The organism is Thauera sp. 2A1, from assembly GCF_009469595.2.
Taxonomy (GTDB): domain Bacteria; phylum Pseudomonadota; class Gammaproteobacteria; order Burkholderiales; family Rhodocyclaceae; genus Thauera.
Window position 1 is genome coordinate 1 of the sequence record NZ_SSXV01000031.1, and the last position, 16,628, is coordinate 16,628.

Here is a 16,628-nt window from a genome sequence, read left to right on the forward strand (position 1 = left end):
GTTTGGGTCTGGTGTCGCTGCTCGATACGACGCGACGGCTCCAGTGTCTTTCATGAACCGCCGTATGCGGAACCGCACGTACGGTGGTGTGAGAGGGCGACGGGGGTGACCCCGTCCCCTACTCGATGCCCATGCGATTCGTGCGGCGTGTCTCCAGCGGCAACAATCGGCTCCATCGGGCGCCTGCAGGCGGCGCAACTGCAATCCGCACCACGGTGAACGTCATGAAACGCGATCCTCGTCTCGCCCAGCTTTCACGGGAACATCACACCGCGCTGCGCGTCGGCCGCAGGCTGCTGGAAGGCGGTGCGAGCGCGGTTCTGGGTGCGGAGCAGGATGCGCTTGCCGCGCATTTCGCTGAAGAGGAAGCAAGGTTCGTCCCCTTGTTGCGCGAGCGGGGCGAGGCTGCGCTTGCCGAGCGACTGCTCCGCGAGCATGCGGCGCTGAGGGGGCTGTTTGCCGATGCGGCACGAGGCGAACGCGAAGCCGAGACGGGGCAGGCACTGATCGACCACGTGCGCTTCGAGGAGAGAGAGCTCTTCCCCATCATCGAAGGCCTGTTGCAAGCGGCGCCGTGATCCTCCTCGTGACCCGGGACTGAGCTTTCCTCCAGGGCGCCGCGGGCTTCGCGGGCCTTCTTCCGGTGGCGGTTCCTGCCGCCGCGGCGCAGCACTGCGCATCCTTCGCGCGCGCCGCGCACTTTTCGCGCCCATCCCCGCGCAGCCTTGGCGCCATCAGGGCACCCTGCGCCCCAGGATGGGGCTACAGATCCTGGCGGCCGCGCCGATACCCAATCCAGACGCTCCAAGGCACGGGTGTGGCAAACGTCACGCAACGCCGCGAACACCCCTGAGCAAGTGGGCAAGGCTAGACGACGGTCAAATCTGTGACCGTTGGCATCTGGTTTCATGCGGCAACTTTTTCCGTTCATCCCCTCTCTGGCAACCGCTCAACGCAATCATGAAAACGATCTTCCTCGTCGATGACTCGGCCACGATCCTCCTGTCGATCTCGGGCGTCCTCACCAAGGCTGGCTATGCGGTCGAGAAGGCGCCGAGCGCGCTCGATGCGTTGAAGACGTTCCAGGCCGGGATCAAGGTCGATCTGCTGATCACCGACCTGAACATGCCCGGCATGAACGGCATCGACTTCATCAAGGAAGTGCGCAAGCTGCCCGCCTATCGCTTCCTGCCGATCCTCTTCCTCACCACCGAGTCGCAACAGTCGAAGAAGGCCGAGGCCAAGGCCGCCGGCGCGTCGGGCTGGATCGTCAAGCCGGCCTCTGCCGAGGAGTTGCTCAACACCATCAAGCTGGTCATCCGCTGATCATGGACTCCAAGGTCTTCCAGCGACGCTCGCTGATGATGTTGGCGGCCATTGCGGTCGGCGCCGGCGTCAGCGTGTTTGCGCTCAATGAATGGTTCAACGGCACGCTGTTGCCGATGCTGGGGGTGTCGCAACCTTTCGGCAACGCCATCGGCTCGGTGCTGCTGGTGATCGCCGCCTACGTCGGCATCAGCCTTGTGTCTCTCGCGGTGTTCCGCGACCCGAGCTTCGGCCAGCGCGTGCGCCTGGCGGAGCTGGCGAGCCACAGCGAACAGGAGAGCGTCGTGGCCGGCGAGGTCGCGCGCGAATTGCGCGAGGTCCCCGCGTACAACGAGGTGATGCGCAAGCAGTTGGAGAGCGTCGTCGAGCAGACCGAGAAGGCCGCCTTCGACATCAGCGAGCGGCTGCAGACCATCGACAGCGTGGTTGGCCGGCTCAACGCCTTCGTTGCCGCGCGCTCGGATGAGCAGGCCGAGATGGCGCACGATTCCGAGGCGCGGATCGCGCGCAACCAGCAGATCATCGGCGAGATGCAGGGCTACATCGACTCCCGCATCCGCGAGGCGCTCGCCGACGAGGAGCGGGTGGCGCAGGTTGTCGCCGAGGCCCGTTCGCTGGAGTCGCTCACCAAGCTGATCAAGGACATCGCTGCGCAGACCAACCTGCTGGCGCTCAATGCCGCCATCGAGGCGGCACGCGCGGGCGAGGCGGGGCGCGGCTTCGCGGTGGTGGCCGACGAGGTACGCAAGCTGTCCGCTGAAACCGAGAAGGCGGTGCTGTCGATCAACCAGGGCATCCTCGGCGTGGCCTCGACGATCGAGACGCAGTTGCAGCAGAAGCTCTCCACCACCGACCTCGAGACGGAGCGTGCGGCGCTGGGACAGTTCGCCGAGCAGTTGGCCGAGCTCGGCCGCAGCTACGAGGACATCCTGCACACGCAGTCGAGCGCGATGGAGACGGTGCGCGCCAGCAGCGAGGAACTGGCCGCGATGTTCATGGACGCGCTCGCCAGCGTCCAGTTCCAGGATGTCACCCGGCAGCAGATCGAACACACCGGCGATGCCCTGCGCCGCCTCGACGAGCACCTCGGCATCCTCGCCGCGCGCCTGGAGCACGGCGACCAGCCGGACGCTGCCTACACGCCGATGGCCCAGCACCTCGATGAGATCTATGCGCGCTACGTGATGGAGCAGCAGCGCGCGACGCACCACGACGCAGTCGGCCGGCCGGGTGCCGTGGCTGCGGGCAACGCGGGCGCACGGATCGAACTCTTCTGAGGCCCACCATGCCCGCACGCAAGAAGAAACCCCACAGGGTCGCCATCGGCGAGGACCTCACGATCTATCACGCCGCCGCGCAGAAGCAGCAGTTCATCGACGCGCTCGCCGCCGCTCCCGAACAGCTCGACATCGACCTGTCGGGCGTGGCCGAGATCGACACCGCGGGCTTCCAGTTGCTGATGCTGGTGAAGCGCGAGGCACGGCGGCTCGGCAAGGAGGCGCGCATCGTCGCTCACGGCGAGGCGGTGCGCGAGCTCATCGAGTTCTACAACGTGGCGGCCGACTTCGGCGATCCGCTGCTGATCCCGGCGCACGGCGCCTGATCCGGAAGCCCCTTCATGGACGAAATCACCTCCGTCTTCGTCACCGAGAGCCGCGAGCAGATCGCCGCGCTCGAGTCCGCGCTGCTGCAGCTCGAGAACTCCCCGGGCGACGACGACACGCTCAACGCGATCTTCCGCAGCGCGCACACCATCAAGGGCGGCGCGGGCGTGATCGAATGCAGCTACATCGTGGCGTTCACGCATGTGGTCGAGAACGTGCTGGATCGCTTGCGCGAGCATGCGATCAATGCCGATGCCGACCTCATCGCGCTGCTGCTCGGTTGCGCCGACCACATCGGCAACCTGCTCGGCGTGCTCGAGTCGGGCGCGGCCGGTCCCGACGCGGAACTGGCCGCCGACGGCGATGCGCTGCTCGCGCACCTGCAACGCGACTGGCTGTCGAACGAGGGCGGCGCCGGCCTGCCCAGCGTGCCGCCGGTGCTGCTCGAGGCCAGCGGCGGCGGCGCGGTCGAGAGCGACTGCTGGCACATCTCGGTCCGTTTCGGCGCCGACGTGCTGCGCAACGGCATGGATCCGCTGTCCTTCCTGCGCTATCTCGGCAGCATCGGCCGCATCGTGCATCTGGAAACCATCGCCGATGCGATGCCCGAGGCGGCCGACATGGATCCGGAGACCTGCTATCTCGGCTTCGAGATCAGCTTCGCCTCCGGCGCCGACAAGGCGGCCATCGAGCGCGTGTTCGACTTCGTGCGCGACGACTGCACGCTCAACATCCTGCCGCCGCACAGCCGTCTGAGCGACTACATCGCGCTGATCAATACGCTGCCCGAAGACAGCATGCGCCTGGGGGAGATCCTCGTCAGGATCGGCGCCCTCACGCAGGACGAACTGGAAGACGGCCTGCGCCAGCAGACGGCCGTGCCTGCGGGCGGCGGGGAATCCGGCGAGGCGCCGGCGGTGACATCCCAGCCCATCGGCGAGATCCTCGTCGAGCGCAAGGTGGTGCAGGCCGAACTCGTCGACGCGGCCGTCGCCCGGCAGAAGCAGGTGACCGAGAAGAAGGCCGCCGAAGCACGCCTGATCCGCATCCAGGCCGACAAGCTCGACCGTCTCATCGACCTCGTCGGCGAACTCGTGATCGCAGGTGCCAGCGTCAACCTGCTGGCCGGCAGGACGGGGGTGGGCGAACTCATCGAGGCGACTTCGCTCACCGGCCGCCTGGTGGAAAGCATCCGCGACGCTGCCCTGCAGTTGCGCATGGTGCAGATCGGCGAGACCTTCAATCGCTTCCACCGCGTGGTGCGCGACACCTCGCGCGAGATGGGCAAGGAGATCGAACTGAGCATCAGCGGTGGCGACACCGAGCTCGACAAATCCATGGTGGAAAAGATCGGCGACCCGTTGATGCACCTGGTGCGCAACGCCATGGACCATGGGCTGGAGCTGCCGTCGGCGCGCGAGGCCAGTGGCAAGGCGGCGCGCGGCCGGCTCGAACTCAACGCCTTCCACGACTCGGGCAGCATCGTCATCGAGGTGGCCGACGACGGCGCCGGCCTGAACCGCGAGCGCATCCTGGCCAAGGCCGTCGAGCGCGGCCTGGTCCAGCCGGGCCAGGCGCTGTCCGACGCCGAGGTATACACCCTGATCTTCGAGCCGGGCTTTTCCACGGCCGAGAAGGTCACCAACATCTCGGGCCGCGGCGTCGGCATGGACGTGGTGCGGCGCAATATCCAGGGCCTGCGTGGCAGCGTCGATGTCAGCTCCGAGCCGGGCAAGGGCTCGCGTTTCGCGATCCGGCTGCCGCTGACCCTGGCCATCATCGACGGTTTCCTCGTCGGCGTGGGCAATGCCGCCTATGTGATTCCGCTCGACAGCGTGGTCGAGTGCATCGAGCTTGGCGCAGACGGCAGCGTCCGCGACTACGTCAATTTGCGCGGTGAAGTGCTGCCGCTGGTGCGCCTGCGCCATTTGTTCGGCATGGTGGGCGAGCCGCCGGCGCGCCAGAACGTCGTCGTCGTGCAGTATGCCGGCATCAAGTCCGGGATCGTCGTCGACCAGTTGATGGGCGAGTTCCAGACCGTCATCAAGCCGCTCGGCAACCTCTTCCGCAACATCCGTGGCATCGGCGGCTCGACCATCCTCGGTAGTGGTGAAGTGGCACTGATCCTCGACGTGCAGGCGCTGGTGCAGCGCTGTGCGTCGCGCGAGGCGCAGCGCGCCGAAGGAGCCCTCCTTGCCGCGGCGGCGACCTGAAGCCGCGCCCTGCCCGACCTGCTACCACGAACCGCTACCTCACTTCCTTGGTCCGAGCGACCCGGAGTTCATCATGAAGAACCTCAGAATCGGCATCCGGCTTGGTATCGCCTTTGCCATCGTGCTTGCGTTATTGGTCGTCACTGCTGTCGTGGGCAGTCTGCGACTGGAGGCGCTGCAGGGCAGCATCAACCATCTCGTCACGGACAGGGCCGTGAAGGTCGCAGTCGCCAACGACATGATCGATGCGCTCAGCGAGATAGGCATACAGCACCGGAACATGATGATCCCGGCGCTGCAGAACGACGCCGCACTGCGAGGCTTTCGGGAAAAGACCGAGAGCGAACGGCAGAAGATTGCCAAGGACATTGAAAAGCTGAGCGGCATGAGCTTTGCGAAAGAAGGCGCTCAACTGCTCGAGAGTGTCAAGGCTGCACGGCAGGGGTTCGTGAGCGTGCAGCACAATCTGGAGACGCTGATCGATCAGCGCGCCTTTGACCGCGCCGCCGAGTTCTTCCCGCAGTACCGAGCGGCCTTCGTCCCTTACCGGGATGCAATCAACAAGTTCATCGATTACCAGACCGGCCGGGTGCAGGAGACCGGACAGGCAGCAGAAAAGCAGGCCAACGATGGCGTCAGGATGGTGCTCGCGCTGGCCGCCGCCGCACTCGTCGCCGGGATCGGCTTTGCGATCTTCATCACGCGTTCGATCACGCGTCCGGTCGGCGAAGTGCTCGAAGCTGCCGGGAAAATGGCGAAAGGCGATTTCAGTTTCGATCTCAAGTCCGACGCCAGGGATGAAGTGGGCCAAGTCGTGCGTGCAGTTGCCGGCGTGCAAGGCAGCGTGAAGACGATGATTGCCGACGCGGCCCTGCTGTCCGAAGCGGCCGTGGCGGGGAAATTGGCCACCCGTGCCGATGCCAGCCGTCACGAGGGAGACTTCCGCAAGATCGTGCAGGGCGTGAACGACACGCTGGACGCGGTGATCGGGCCGCTGAACGTGGCGGCGCAGTATGTGGACCGGATCGCGCGCGGGGACATTCCGCCGAAGATCACGGACAACTACAACGGTGATTTCAATGCGGTGAAGAACAACCTGAACACCTGCATCGATGCGCTGTCGGGTCTGATCGCGGACATGCGGCACATGTCGGAGCAGCATGACCTGGGCGACATCGACGTGCGCATCGACGAGGGGCGCTTTGCGGGCGCGTACGCGACGATGGCGCACGGGGTCAATGGGATGGTGTTCGGTCACATTGCGGTGAAGAAGAAGGCGATGGCGTGCTTCGGGGAGTTCGGTCGGGGCAACATGGACGCGCCGATCGAGCAGTTCCCGGGCAAGAAGCGCTTCATCAACGACACGGTGGAGCAGGTGCGGGCCAACATCAAGGCGCTGATCGAGGACGCGAACATGCTGGCGCGGGCGGCGGTGGAAGGCCGGCTGGAGACGCGTGCGGACGCGAGCCGCCACCAGGGCGACTTCCGTTGCATCGTCGAAGGGGTCAATGCGACGCTGGACGCGGTGATCGGTCCGATCAACGAAGTGAAGCGGGTGATGGTGGCGCTGTCGGGCGGGGACCTGACGCAGAAGATCACCGACGACTACGCGGGCGACTTCCGGGTGCTGCAGGGCGCGGTCAATGAGTCGCTGGACAAGCTGGCCGAGATCATCGAGCAGGTGCGCGGCGCGGCCGACGCGCTGACCAATGCGGCGGGGCAGGTGTCGGCCACCGCGCAGAGCCTGTCGCAGTCGTCCTCGGAGCAGGCGGCGAGCGTGGAAGAGACCTCGGCGTCGATCGAGCAGATGAGCGCGTCGATCAACCAGAACTCGGAGAACGCGAAGATCACCGACTCGATGGCGACGAAGGCGTCGAGCGAGGCGGGCGAGGGCGGCGCGGCGGTGAAGTCGACGGTGGCTGCGATGAAGAACATCGCGGGCAAGATCGGCATCATCGACGACATTGCGTACCAGACGAACCTGCTGGCGCTCAACGCGGCGATCGAGGCGGCGCGTGCGGGCGAGCACGGCAAGGGGTTCGCGGTGGTGGCGGCGGAGGTGAGGAAGCTGGCCGAGCGCAGCCAGGTGGCGGCGCAGGAGATCGGGGAGCTGGCGGGCAACTCGGTGCAGTTGGCCGAGCGCGCGGGCAGGCTGCTCGACGAGATCGTGCCGTCGATCAACAAGACCTCGGACCTGGTGCAGGAGATCGCCTCGGCGAGCCATGAGCAGACGGCGGGGGTGGGGCAGATCAACAACGCGATGGGCCAGTTGAACAAGGCGACGCAGCAGAACGCGTCGGCCTCGGAAGAACTGGCGGCCACCGCCGAGGAACTGGGCGGGCAGGCCGGACAACTGCAGGAGCTGATGGGCTTCTTCACCGTCGCAGGCGGCGCGCATTTCGCGCGCCCGGTGCAGGTGCCTGCGCAGGCCCGCCGTCCGGCAGCGGAGGTGGTCACCCCGCTGCACAAGCCGGCGAAAGCGGCGCTTCGCGCCAACCGCAGCAAGCCGGTGAGCTTCACCGAGAGCGACTTCGAGAAATTCTGACCCGGCACCGACACGCAGGAGCAAGGCCATGAGCCAGATGGTGGCACAGACCAGACCCCAGGCTGTCGTCGATGACAGCCCTCAGCAATATCTCACTTTCAGCCTGGGTGGCGAGGTCTTCGCGCTCGGCATCCTCAACGTCAAGGAAATCATCGAGTTCGGCAGCATCACCGAGATCCCGATGATGCCGGCCTTCATCCGCGGGGTGATCAACCTGCGCGGCGCGGTCGTGCCGGTGATCGACCTGTCGGCCCGCTTCGGCGGCCGCACGTCGGCGGTATCGCGGCGCACCTGCATCGTGATCGTCGAGCTCGGCAGCGGCGAGGACCGGCAGGACCTGGGCGTCATCGTCGATGCGGTCAACGAGGTGCTGGAGATCCCGCGCGGCGACATCGAGCCGCCGCCCAGCTTCGGTGCCCGCATCCGGGCCGACTTCATCCAGGGCATGGGCAAGGTGAATGGTGACTTCGTCATCATCCTCAATGTCGAGCGGGTGCTGTCGACCGAGGAGATGACCATGCTCGCGGGCATGAGCCACGACACCGGCAACGACGACCAGTGACCCGGCTCCGCCTTGCGGCGGAGTGGGTCGTTCGCGATCTCTGGAATTCATGAAATGAGCACACAAACCTACGGCTGGCGGTCGATCCGCCTGCGCCTGTTCCTACTCTTTGCGCTGGTCATCGCGGCGGTGCTGCTCTACGCCGTTCGCGATGTGATGACGCAGTGGCACGCCAGCGAGGCGATGGCCCGCGGCACGCAATACGCCGCGCTGTCGGTTCGCATCAACGGCGTGGTGCACGAGCTGCAGAAGGAGCGCGGGCTGTCGGCGGGCTACATCGGTTCGCGCGGCGCCCGCTTCACGCCAGAGCTGGCACAGCAGCAGGCGAGCACCGACAAGGCGCGCGAGGCGCTGGATGCGTGGCTGGTGACGGCCGACCCGGCCGTGCTGGGCGACGCCATCCTGAAGGCGGTGTCGGCGGCGCAGCAGCGGCTGGGCGAGCTGCAGGGTACGCGCGGCAGGATCACCAGCTTCGGCCTGAGCGGCACGGACTCCTTCGCTTACTACACCGGCACCATCGAAGGCCTGGTCGCCGCGGTGGAGATCGCCGCCAACGCCGCCGAGGACGTGCAGCTCTCGCGCGGCATGTCGGCATACCTGATGTTCGTGCTGGCCAAGGAGCAGGCCGGGCGCGAGCGCGCGTCGGTCAACGGCCTGTTCGCCTCGGACGGGCCCGCCGACGTGAGCCTGCGCCGTCGCATCATCACCATCCTCACCGCACAGGACACCTACCTGTCCAACTTCCGCTCGATGGCCCCCAAGGCCTGGACCGATGCGCTGCAGGCGGTGCTCGACAGCGAGCACGGCCGCGAGACCGCGCGCATGCGCGGGGTCGCGCTGGAGCGCATGGAAACCGGCGGTTTCGGCATCGAGCCGGCGACCTGGTTCAACACCATCACGCGCAAGATCGATCTGCTGAAAGGCGAAGAGGACCGCATCGCCGGCGAGCTGATGGCACATGCGGACGCCCGCCACGACGCGGCTGCCAGGCAGTTCGTCATCGCGGTGGTGATGACGCTCGCCGTGCTGCTGGCGGCCGTCGTCTTCGGCCTGCAGGTCACCGGCCTGCTGCGCGGCCTGCGGCGCAACGCCGAGACGGCGCATCGCATCGCGCTGGGCCGGCTGGACGAGAAGATCGAGGTGCGCAACCTCAACGAGCTGGGCGAGATCGAATCGGCGCTCGCCGAGGTGCAGGCCAACTTGCACGCCATGATCGACGACGCGGCGCTGCTGTCGCAGGCGGCGGTCGAAGGACGCCTGGGCACGCGGGCGGACGCATCGCGCCACCAGGGGGATTACCAGCGCATCGTGCAGGGTGTGAACGACACGCTGGACGCGGTGATCGGGCCGCTGAACGTGGCGGCACAGTATGTGGACCGGATCGCGCGCGGGGACATTCCGCCGAAGATCACGGACAACTACAACGGTGATTTCAATGCGGTGAAGAACAACCTGAACACCTGCATCGATGCGCTGTCGGGTCTGATCGCGGACATGCGGCACATGTCGGAGCAGCATGACCTGGGCGACATCGACGTGCGCATCGACGAGGGGCGCTTTGCGGGCGCGTACGCGACGATGGCGCACGGGGTCAATGGGATGGTGTTCGGTCACATTGCGGTGAAGAAGAAGGCGATGGCGTGCTTCGGGGAGTTCGGTCGGGGCAACATGGACGCGCCGATCGAGCAGTTCCCGGGCAAGAAGCGCTTCATCAACGACACGGTGGAGCAGGTGCGGGCCAACATCAAGGCGCTGATCGAGGACGCGAACATGCTGGCGCGGGCGGCGGTGGAAGGCCGGCTGGAGACGCGTGCGGACGCGAGCCGCCACCAGGGCGACTTCCGTTGCATCGTCGAAGGGGTCAATGCGACGCTGGACGCGGTGATCGGTCCGATCAACGAAGTGAAGCGGGTGATGGTGGCGCTGTCGGGCGGGGACCTGACGCAGAAGATCACCGACGACTACGCGGGCGACTTCCGGGTGCTGCAGGGCGCGGTCAATGAGTCGCTGGACAAGCTGGCCGAGATCATCGAGCAGGTGCGCGGCGCGGCCGACGCGCTGACCAATGCGGCGGGGCAGGTGTCGGCCACCGCGCAGAGCCTGTCGCAGTCGTCCTCGGAGCAGGCGGCGAGCGTGGAAGAGACCTCGGCGTCGATCGAGCAGATGAGCGCGTCGATCAACCAGAACTCGGAGAACGCGAAGATCACCGACTCGATGGCGACGAAGGCGTCGAGCGAGGCGGGCGAGGGCGGCGCGGCGGTGAAGTCGACGGTGGCTGCGATGAAGAACATCGCGGGCAAGATCGGCATCATCGACGACATTGCGTACCAGACGAACCTGCTGGCGCTCAACGCGGCGATCGAGGCGGCGCGTGCGGGCGAGCACGGCAAGGGGTTCGCGGTGGTGGCGGCGGAGGTGAGGAAGCTGGCCGAGCGCAGCCAGGTGGCGGCGCAGGAGATCGGGGAGCTGGCGGGCAACTCGGTGCAGTTGGCCGAGCGCGCGGGCAGGCTGCTCGACGAGATCGTGCCGTCGATCAACAAGACCTCGGACCTGGTGCAGGAGATCGCCTCGGCGAGCCATGAGCAGACGGCGGGGGTGGGGCAGATCAACAACGCGATGGGCCAGTTGAACAAGGCGACGCAGCAGAACGCGTCGGCCTCGGAAGAGCTGGCGGCCACCGCCGAGGAGCTGGGCGGGCAGGCCGGGCAACTGCAGGAGCTGATGGGCTTCTTCACCGTCGCAGGCGGTGTCGATGCCGCACGCGCGCGCCGCTACGCGGGCGCGTGGTAAGGCGCTGCGCCAACGCCGCTCGTTGAGCCTGCAGCCGGAGCCAACATGATCGAATGGAACGCACTCAAGCCGCAGGAGATCGAGCGCATGTCGCACGGCATTGCCCCGGGCGAATGGGCGGTGGAGATGCAGCGGCCGCTCTCCACGCTGCTCGGCTCCTGCGTCGCGGTCTGCCTGTACGACCCGGCGGTGGGCGTGGGCGGCATGAACCACTTCATGCTGCCCAACATGCGCCGGCGTGATGGCAGCGCCGACGTCGACACGCTGCTGTCGGGCGACTACGCGATGGAGGTGCTGCTCAACGGCATCCTCAACCGCGGCGGGGCACGCCACCGCCTCAAGGCGAAGGCTTTTGGCGGCGGCACCATCGTCAGCGGCATTGCCGCCTCGGGGATCGGCGCGCGCAATGCCGAGTTCGCGCGCGATTGGCTGGCGCGCGAGGGCATCGAGCTGGTGGCTGCCGATTTTCTCGGTGCCTGCTCGCGGAAGCTGCTGTTCGTGCCGGCCACGGGAGACGCGTGGTGTCGCCGCATGTCGAGCACGATGGCGAGCGCGCGCGAAGCGGTGGAGGCCGAGCTCGCCTATGCCGAATCGCTGCAGCGGCGTCCGCCCAAGTCCAGCGTCGAACTGTTCTGAGGCAGGTTCAAACACATGGAAACGACAGTCCTCTCCGACGAGGAATTCGCGCTGTTCCGCAAGCTGATCCACCGCCTGGCGGGCATCAGCATGGCCGACACCAAGAAGCCGCTGGTCGTCGGCCGGCTGTCGCGCCGCCTGCGCCATCACGGCCTGGGGAGCTTCGGCGAGTATTACCGGCTGGTGTCTAGCGGCCAGCACGCCGAAGAGCTGCAATTGATGGTCGATCTGCTGACCACCAACGAAACCTATTTCTTCCGCGAGGCGGCGCATTTCGACTACCTGCAGGAGCTCGCGGCCAGCCGGCGCGGCCGCAGCTTCCGCGTGTGGAGCGGGGCCTCGTCGAGCGGCGAGGAGCCCTACACCATCGCCATGGTGCTGGCCGAAACGCTGGGGCTGTCGGCCAACTGGGAGGTGGTCGCTTCCGACATCAGCCTGACGGTGCTCGAACGCGCGCGCGCCGGGCTGTACCCGATGGAGCGCGGCCGTGGCATCCCGCCGGAACTGCTGAAGAAATACTGCCTGAAGGGTGTGCGCAGCCAGGAAGGCAATTTCCTCGTGTCGCCGCAGTTGCGCCAGCGCGTCGACTTCCGCCACATCAACCTCGTTGCGCCCGAGACCCGCGAACTGGGGCAGTTCGACGTGATCTTCCTGCGCAACGTGATGATCTACTTCGACAACGAGACCAAGCGCAAGGTGGTGGGCAACATGCTCCCGCACCTGCGCGAGGACGGCACCTTCATCGTCGGCCATTCCGAGACGCTCAGCGGCATCACCGACGATCTGGCGCCGCTGCGGCCCACGCTGTATGCCCGTCCGCCGCATCGCCAGCATTTGCGCCAGCATGGCGGCCGGGCGAGCGGGGCGGCGTCGCTGCATGGCGGGGTGGCGCGATGACGCGCCGGATCAAGGTCCTCATCGTCGACGATTCCGCCGTCGTGCGGCAGACGGTGCGCCAGACGCTGGAGCGCGAGCCCGACATCGAGGTGGTCGGCGCCGCGTCCGATCCGTTGTTCGCAATGACCCACATGGCGCGCGACTGGCCCGATGTCGTCGTGCTCGACATCGAGATGCCGCGCATGGATGGCCTGACCTTCCTGAAGAAGATCATGGCCGAGCGCCCGACGCCGGTGGTGATCTGCTCCTCGCTTGCCGAGGCGGGTGCCGCGGCGACGATGCAGGCCCTGGCTGCGGGGGCGGCTTCCATCATCACCAAGCCCAAGATGGGGGTGAAGCAGTTCCTCGAGGACAGCGCCAACGATGTCGCGCAGGCGGTGCGCGCAGCGGCGCGGGCGAACGCCAGCCGGCTGGTGCCGCGCACCGCGCCGCAGCCCCCCGCGCCCAAGCTCAGCGCCGACGCGGTGATCAGCGCCGGGTTGGGCAGCGGCGCGAACATGGTCCGCACCACCGAGCGCATCGTCGCCATCGGCACCTCGACCGGCGGCACCCAGGCGCTGGAGGCGGTACTGACCCGGCTGCCGGCGGTGTGCCCGGGCATCGTCATCGTGCAGCACATGCCGGAACGCTTCACCGCGATGTTCGCCGAGCGTCTCAATGCCCTGTGTGCGCTCGAGGTGCGCGAGGCGCGCCACGGCGACCGCGTGATGCCGGGGCGGGCGCTGATCGCGCCCGGCGGCAAGCACATGATGCTGGCGCGCAGCGGCGCGCAATACACCGTGGAAGTCGTCGACGGCCCCTTGATCAACCGCCATCGCCCGTCCGTGGACGTGCTGTTCCGCTCCTGCGCGAAGTTTGCCGGTCGCAATGCGATCGGCGTGATCATGACCGGCATGGGCGACGACGGCGCGCGCGGCTTGAAGGAGATGCACGACGCCGGCGCGAGCACGGTCGCCGAGGACGAATCCACCTGCGTGGTGTTCGGCATGCCGAAGGAGGCGATCCGCCTCGGTGCCGCCGACTGCGTGCTGCCGCTGGACAGGATTCCGGCGGCGATCATGAAGGCGTCCTGAACCGCCTTCAAGGACAGGGGGCGGCCAACCCGGCGTGCTCGCCCCGCGCGATTTTTTTCGAGATTTTGCTGTTTTCCTCCTGCCGTCCTGCGGCACAATCCTGCCCTGACGAGCGCAGGATACGCGCGTGGAGACTGCGCGTTCTGCGCTGAAGTGATTGAAATTAATGGAACATCAAGATGAGTCAGACGCCTGAATTCGAGTGGGACGACCACTACCTGCTCGGCTATGCCGCCATGGACGACACGCATCGGGAATTCGTCGAATGCGTCGACGCGATGCTGACCGTGAGCGATGAGCAGTTTCCTGCCGCGCTGGACGCTTTCATCGACCACGCCACGCGCCACTTCGACCAGGAAAAGGAGTGGATGAGCGCCGACGGCTTTCCCGCGCGCGACTGCCACGTCGAGGAGCACGACAAGGTGATGGCGTCTTGCCTCGAGGTGAAGGAGCTGGTGGCCGCCGGCAACGTCGAGGTGGGCCGCGACCTTGCGCGCGCGCTGGTGGATTGGTTCCCCGGTCACGCCGACTACATGGATTCGGCGCTGGCGAACTGGATGGTCAAGCGTGCGCACGATGGTTCCCCGCTCGTGCTGCGGCGCAAGAAGCCGCAGGCATCGGGCGACGAATGAGGCGCAGCCCCCGCCTCGACGGCGGGGGCTCAGTTCAGTAGCTGTAGCTGACGCGCACGCCGCCGAACAGGTTGCGTCCCGGTCCCGGCTCGTAGAAGCGGCCGCTGCGGTCGCCGACGATGACCGAGCCGATGTACTTGCGGTCGAAGACGTTGTCCAGGCGCAGCAATTCCGTGATGGTCCACGGTCCGGAACGTTGTTCGGCGCTCAGGCGCAGGTTCATCAGGGTGTAGGACTGCGCGGCGTGCTCGTCATTCAGGTCGTTCACGAACATGCGGCTGCGGTGAATGCCTTCCACTGCGGTGCTGAGGCCGTCGACCGGTTTCCAGCCCAGCTCGGCATAGGCGGTGAGCGCCGGCACGCCGGGCAGGTGGCGGCCTTCGGGCACCACGGTTCCTCCGCTGGTGAAGGCTTCGTCGTAGATTGCCCGCATCGCGGTGACGGCGCCCCGTGCCGTCAGCGTGCGGCCGAGCTTGCTCTCGACCGCCACTTCCATGCCCTGGCGCAGCGTCTTGCCGGCGTTGGCGTAATAGGTGCGCCCGCCCTCGCTGCCGGCGACGACGATCTCGTCGTCGGTGTGGATCTGGAACAGCGCCGCATTCACTCGCGTCGCTTCGCCGACGTAGGCTTTCACGCCGATCTCGGCCTGGCGGCTGTGCGAGGGTTTGAGGTCGAAGTTGAAGCCGCCGCGATTCGCCGGGTAGGAGAGCTCGTTCAGCGTCGGTGTCTCGAAGCCGGTGCCGAAGCTCGCGTACAGGTTCAGCAGCGGCGTCGCACGCCACAGCACGCCCACTGCCGGCGTGGTCTTGCGGAAGGTGAGCGATCCGCTGTCGTCGCCATTGATGCCGACGATATAGCGGTCGTCGACCTTGAACTTCACCTCGCTATGGCGCACGCCGGCAGTGAAATCCCAGTCGCCCTGACGCCACACCGCCTGCAGGTAGGGATCGGTACTGGTCACCGTGTCGATCTCGTTGCGGCGCAGGGCGCCTTTCACGCCCAGCAAGCTGCCGAAGAAGTTCTGGTAGCCCTGGCGGTCGTCCTCCGAGCGGTCGTAGTCGAGGCCCGTGGTCACCGTCAGGTGGCCGCTGCCCAGCGCGCGTTCGGCGATCCAGCGGGCGCCGAAGCCATAGAAACTGCGGTCGAAATCCACCACGCCACCGGGGTGGTTGAGCGATGATTGAAGGCTCTTCAGGATCGACTGGTACTGCGTCACGCTCCGCTCACCCGCATAGGCGGTGAGCTGCAGGCGGTCGGTGCCGAAGCGCCGCTCGTAGGTGGCGCCGCCCTGGATGTGCTCGATGCGTTTGCGCGTGCGGTAATCGAGGGCCACCTGCTCGACCGCTCTCGCGTCGCGCTGATAGGTCTCCCACCGGATGCCGAGCGGATCGTCGGTGAAGGGTTGGCGCAGGCCGCTGGCGAGCAGCGTCAGCTTGCTGTCCTCGTCGGGCGCCAGCGTGATCTTGGCGAGGGCCTGATCGCGTCTGGCGGCGCTGTAATCGCGTTCGCCGTCGGTCTCGAAATGGGAGGCGTCCAGCACGTAGCCGATGCCATTCACTTCGCCTTCGGCGCCGAGGTCGTACTTCAGCGTGCCGTGCTGGCCGCCGAGCAGGCCGGCACGCAGGCGTGGCGCACCCTTGCCGTCGCGCGAGAAGAGCTGGATCACGCCACCGGCGTGGTTGCCATAGATGGTCGCGAAGGGGCCGCGCAGCACCTCGATGCGTTCGGCGGTGTCGAGGTTGAACGTGGCCGCCTGCCCCTGGCCGTCCGGGTTGGTCGCCGGGATGCCGTCGGCGATGAGCTTGACGCCACGTACCCCGAAGGCGGCACGCGCACCGAAGCCGCGCACCGAGATCTGCAGGTCCTGCGCGTAGTTCTGGCGGTTCAGCACGACCACGCCCGGAACCCCGGACAGCACTTCGGAGGCGTTCACCCGCAGGCTCTCGTTGGTCACGCTGCCGACGTCGACGCCTTCGACCGAATAGGGCACATCGAAGGCTGAGGTTTCGACGCGGCTGCCGGTGATGATGACGGGTGCCATCACCTGCGACACCGGGGGCGTTGTGCCGCCCGCTTCCGGCGTCGCCTGCGAGTGGGCAAAGGGCGCCGCGAGGACGAGGCCCCAGGCCGACAGAGCATGAGCGATGGGGCGCAAGCCGTGGTGCTGCGGTCGTGTGATGCCGGGGCGTGAATGAGCGCGGCGTGATATGGGCATCTGGATCTCCTCCTTGGTGTCGTTTTTTGCAGACATCGTGTTGTTCCCGCATGCTAACCCGATGTGGCCGAGGGCGGACGCCGAAGGGTTTTCCCCCGGTTGACGGCTTCGAGTCGGCGAGTATTCTGAAAAGCA

Annotated in this window: 13 protein-coding genes; 12 read left to right on the plus strand and 1 reads right to left on the minus strand. The window is 66.9% G+C overall.

What is annotated here, in order from left to right; translation table 11 throughout:
• Positions 1–224 precede the first annotated feature (224 nt).
• The 12 genes from GH664_RS20385 to GH664_RS20440 all read left to right on the plus strand — a co-directional run bounded on the left by GH664_RS20385 (position 225) and on the right by GH664_RS20440 (position 14,278).
• Positions 225–578, plus strand: coding sequence for a hemerythrin domain-containing protein (locus GH664_RS20385; RefSeq protein ID WP_153169953.1), 354 nt, complete (start codon positions 225–227; stop codon positions 576–578).
• Between the two features lie 382 nt (positions 579–960).
• Entirely contained in the window at positions 961–1,326 is a 366-nt protein-coding gene (locus GH664_RS20390) for a response regulator (RefSeq protein WP_153169954.1), read from the plus strand.
• 2 nt (positions 1,327–1,328) lie between these two features.
• Complete coding sequence (locus tag GH664_RS20395; RefSeq protein WP_153169955.1) at positions 1,329–2,603, plus strand: methyl-accepting chemotaxis protein; 1,275 nt, start codon at positions 1,329–1,331, stop codon at positions 2,601–2,603.
• A gap of 8 nt (positions 2,604–2,611) precedes the next feature.
• On the plus strand, positions 2,612–2,929 hold the full coding sequence (locus tag GH664_RS20400; protein ID WP_153169956.1) for a lipid asymmetry maintenance protein MlaB: 318 nt from the start codon (positions 2,612–2,614) through the stop codon (positions 2,927–2,929).
• A gap of 15 nt (positions 2,930–2,944) precedes the next feature.
• A complete protein-coding gene (locus tag GH664_RS20405) occupies positions 2,945–5,143 on the plus strand; it encodes a chemotaxis protein CheA (RefSeq protein WP_153169957.1) in 2,199 nt (732 codons plus the stop codon).
• A 73-nt stretch (positions 5,144–5,216) separates the two neighbouring features.
• A complete protein-coding gene (locus GH664_RS20410) occupies positions 5,217–7,688 on the plus strand; it encodes a methyl-accepting chemotaxis protein (protein WP_153169958.1) in 2,472 nt (823 codons plus the stop codon).
• Between the two features lie 28 nt (positions 7,689–7,716).
• Complete coding sequence (locus GH664_RS20415) at positions 7,717–8,250, plus strand: chemotaxis protein CheW (protein WP_153169959.1); 534 nt, start codon at positions 7,717–7,719, stop codon at positions 8,248–8,250.
• Positions 8,251–8,304: 54 nt separating this feature from the next.
• Positions 8,305–11,040: a nitrate- and nitrite sensing domain-containing protein gene (locus tag GH664_RS20420; RefSeq protein ID WP_153169960.1), complete on the plus strand. Its 2,736-nt coding sequence runs from the start codon at positions 8,305–8,307 to the stop codon at positions 11,038–11,040.
• A 45-nt stretch (positions 11,041–11,085) separates the two neighbouring features.
• Positions 11,086–11,676, plus strand: a complete 591-nt coding sequence (locus GH664_RS20425; protein ID WP_153169961.1) for a chemotaxis protein CheD — start codon at positions 11,086–11,088, stop codon at positions 11,674–11,676.
• Between the two features lie 15 nt (positions 11,677–11,691).
• Positions 11,692–12,573, plus strand: a complete 882-nt coding sequence (locus tag GH664_RS20430; protein ID WP_153169962.1) for a protein-glutamate O-methyltransferase CheR — start codon at positions 11,692–11,694, stop codon at positions 12,571–12,573.
• A complete protein-coding gene (locus GH664_RS20435) occupies positions 12,570–13,646 on the plus strand; it encodes a chemotaxis response regulator protein-glutamate methylesterase (RefSeq protein WP_153169963.1) in 1,077 nt (358 codons plus the stop codon). The genes GH664_RS20430 and GH664_RS20435 overlap by 4 nt, the downstream gene beginning before the upstream one ends.
• A gap of 179 nt (positions 13,647–13,825) precedes the next feature.
• Entirely contained in the window at positions 13,826–14,278 is a 453-nt protein-coding gene (locus GH664_RS20440; protein ID WP_153169964.1) for a hemerythrin domain-containing protein, read from the plus strand.
• 34 nt (positions 14,279–14,312) lie between these two features.
• Here the strand turns inward: GH664_RS20440 and GH664_RS20445 are convergent, their stop codons facing one another.
• On the minus strand, positions 14,313–16,529 hold the full coding sequence (locus GH664_RS20445; protein ID WP_368857362.1) for a TonB-dependent receptor family protein: 2,217 nt from the start codon (positions 16,527–16,529) through the stop codon (positions 14,313–14,315).
• Positions 16,530–16,628: the final 99 nt, after the last annotated feature.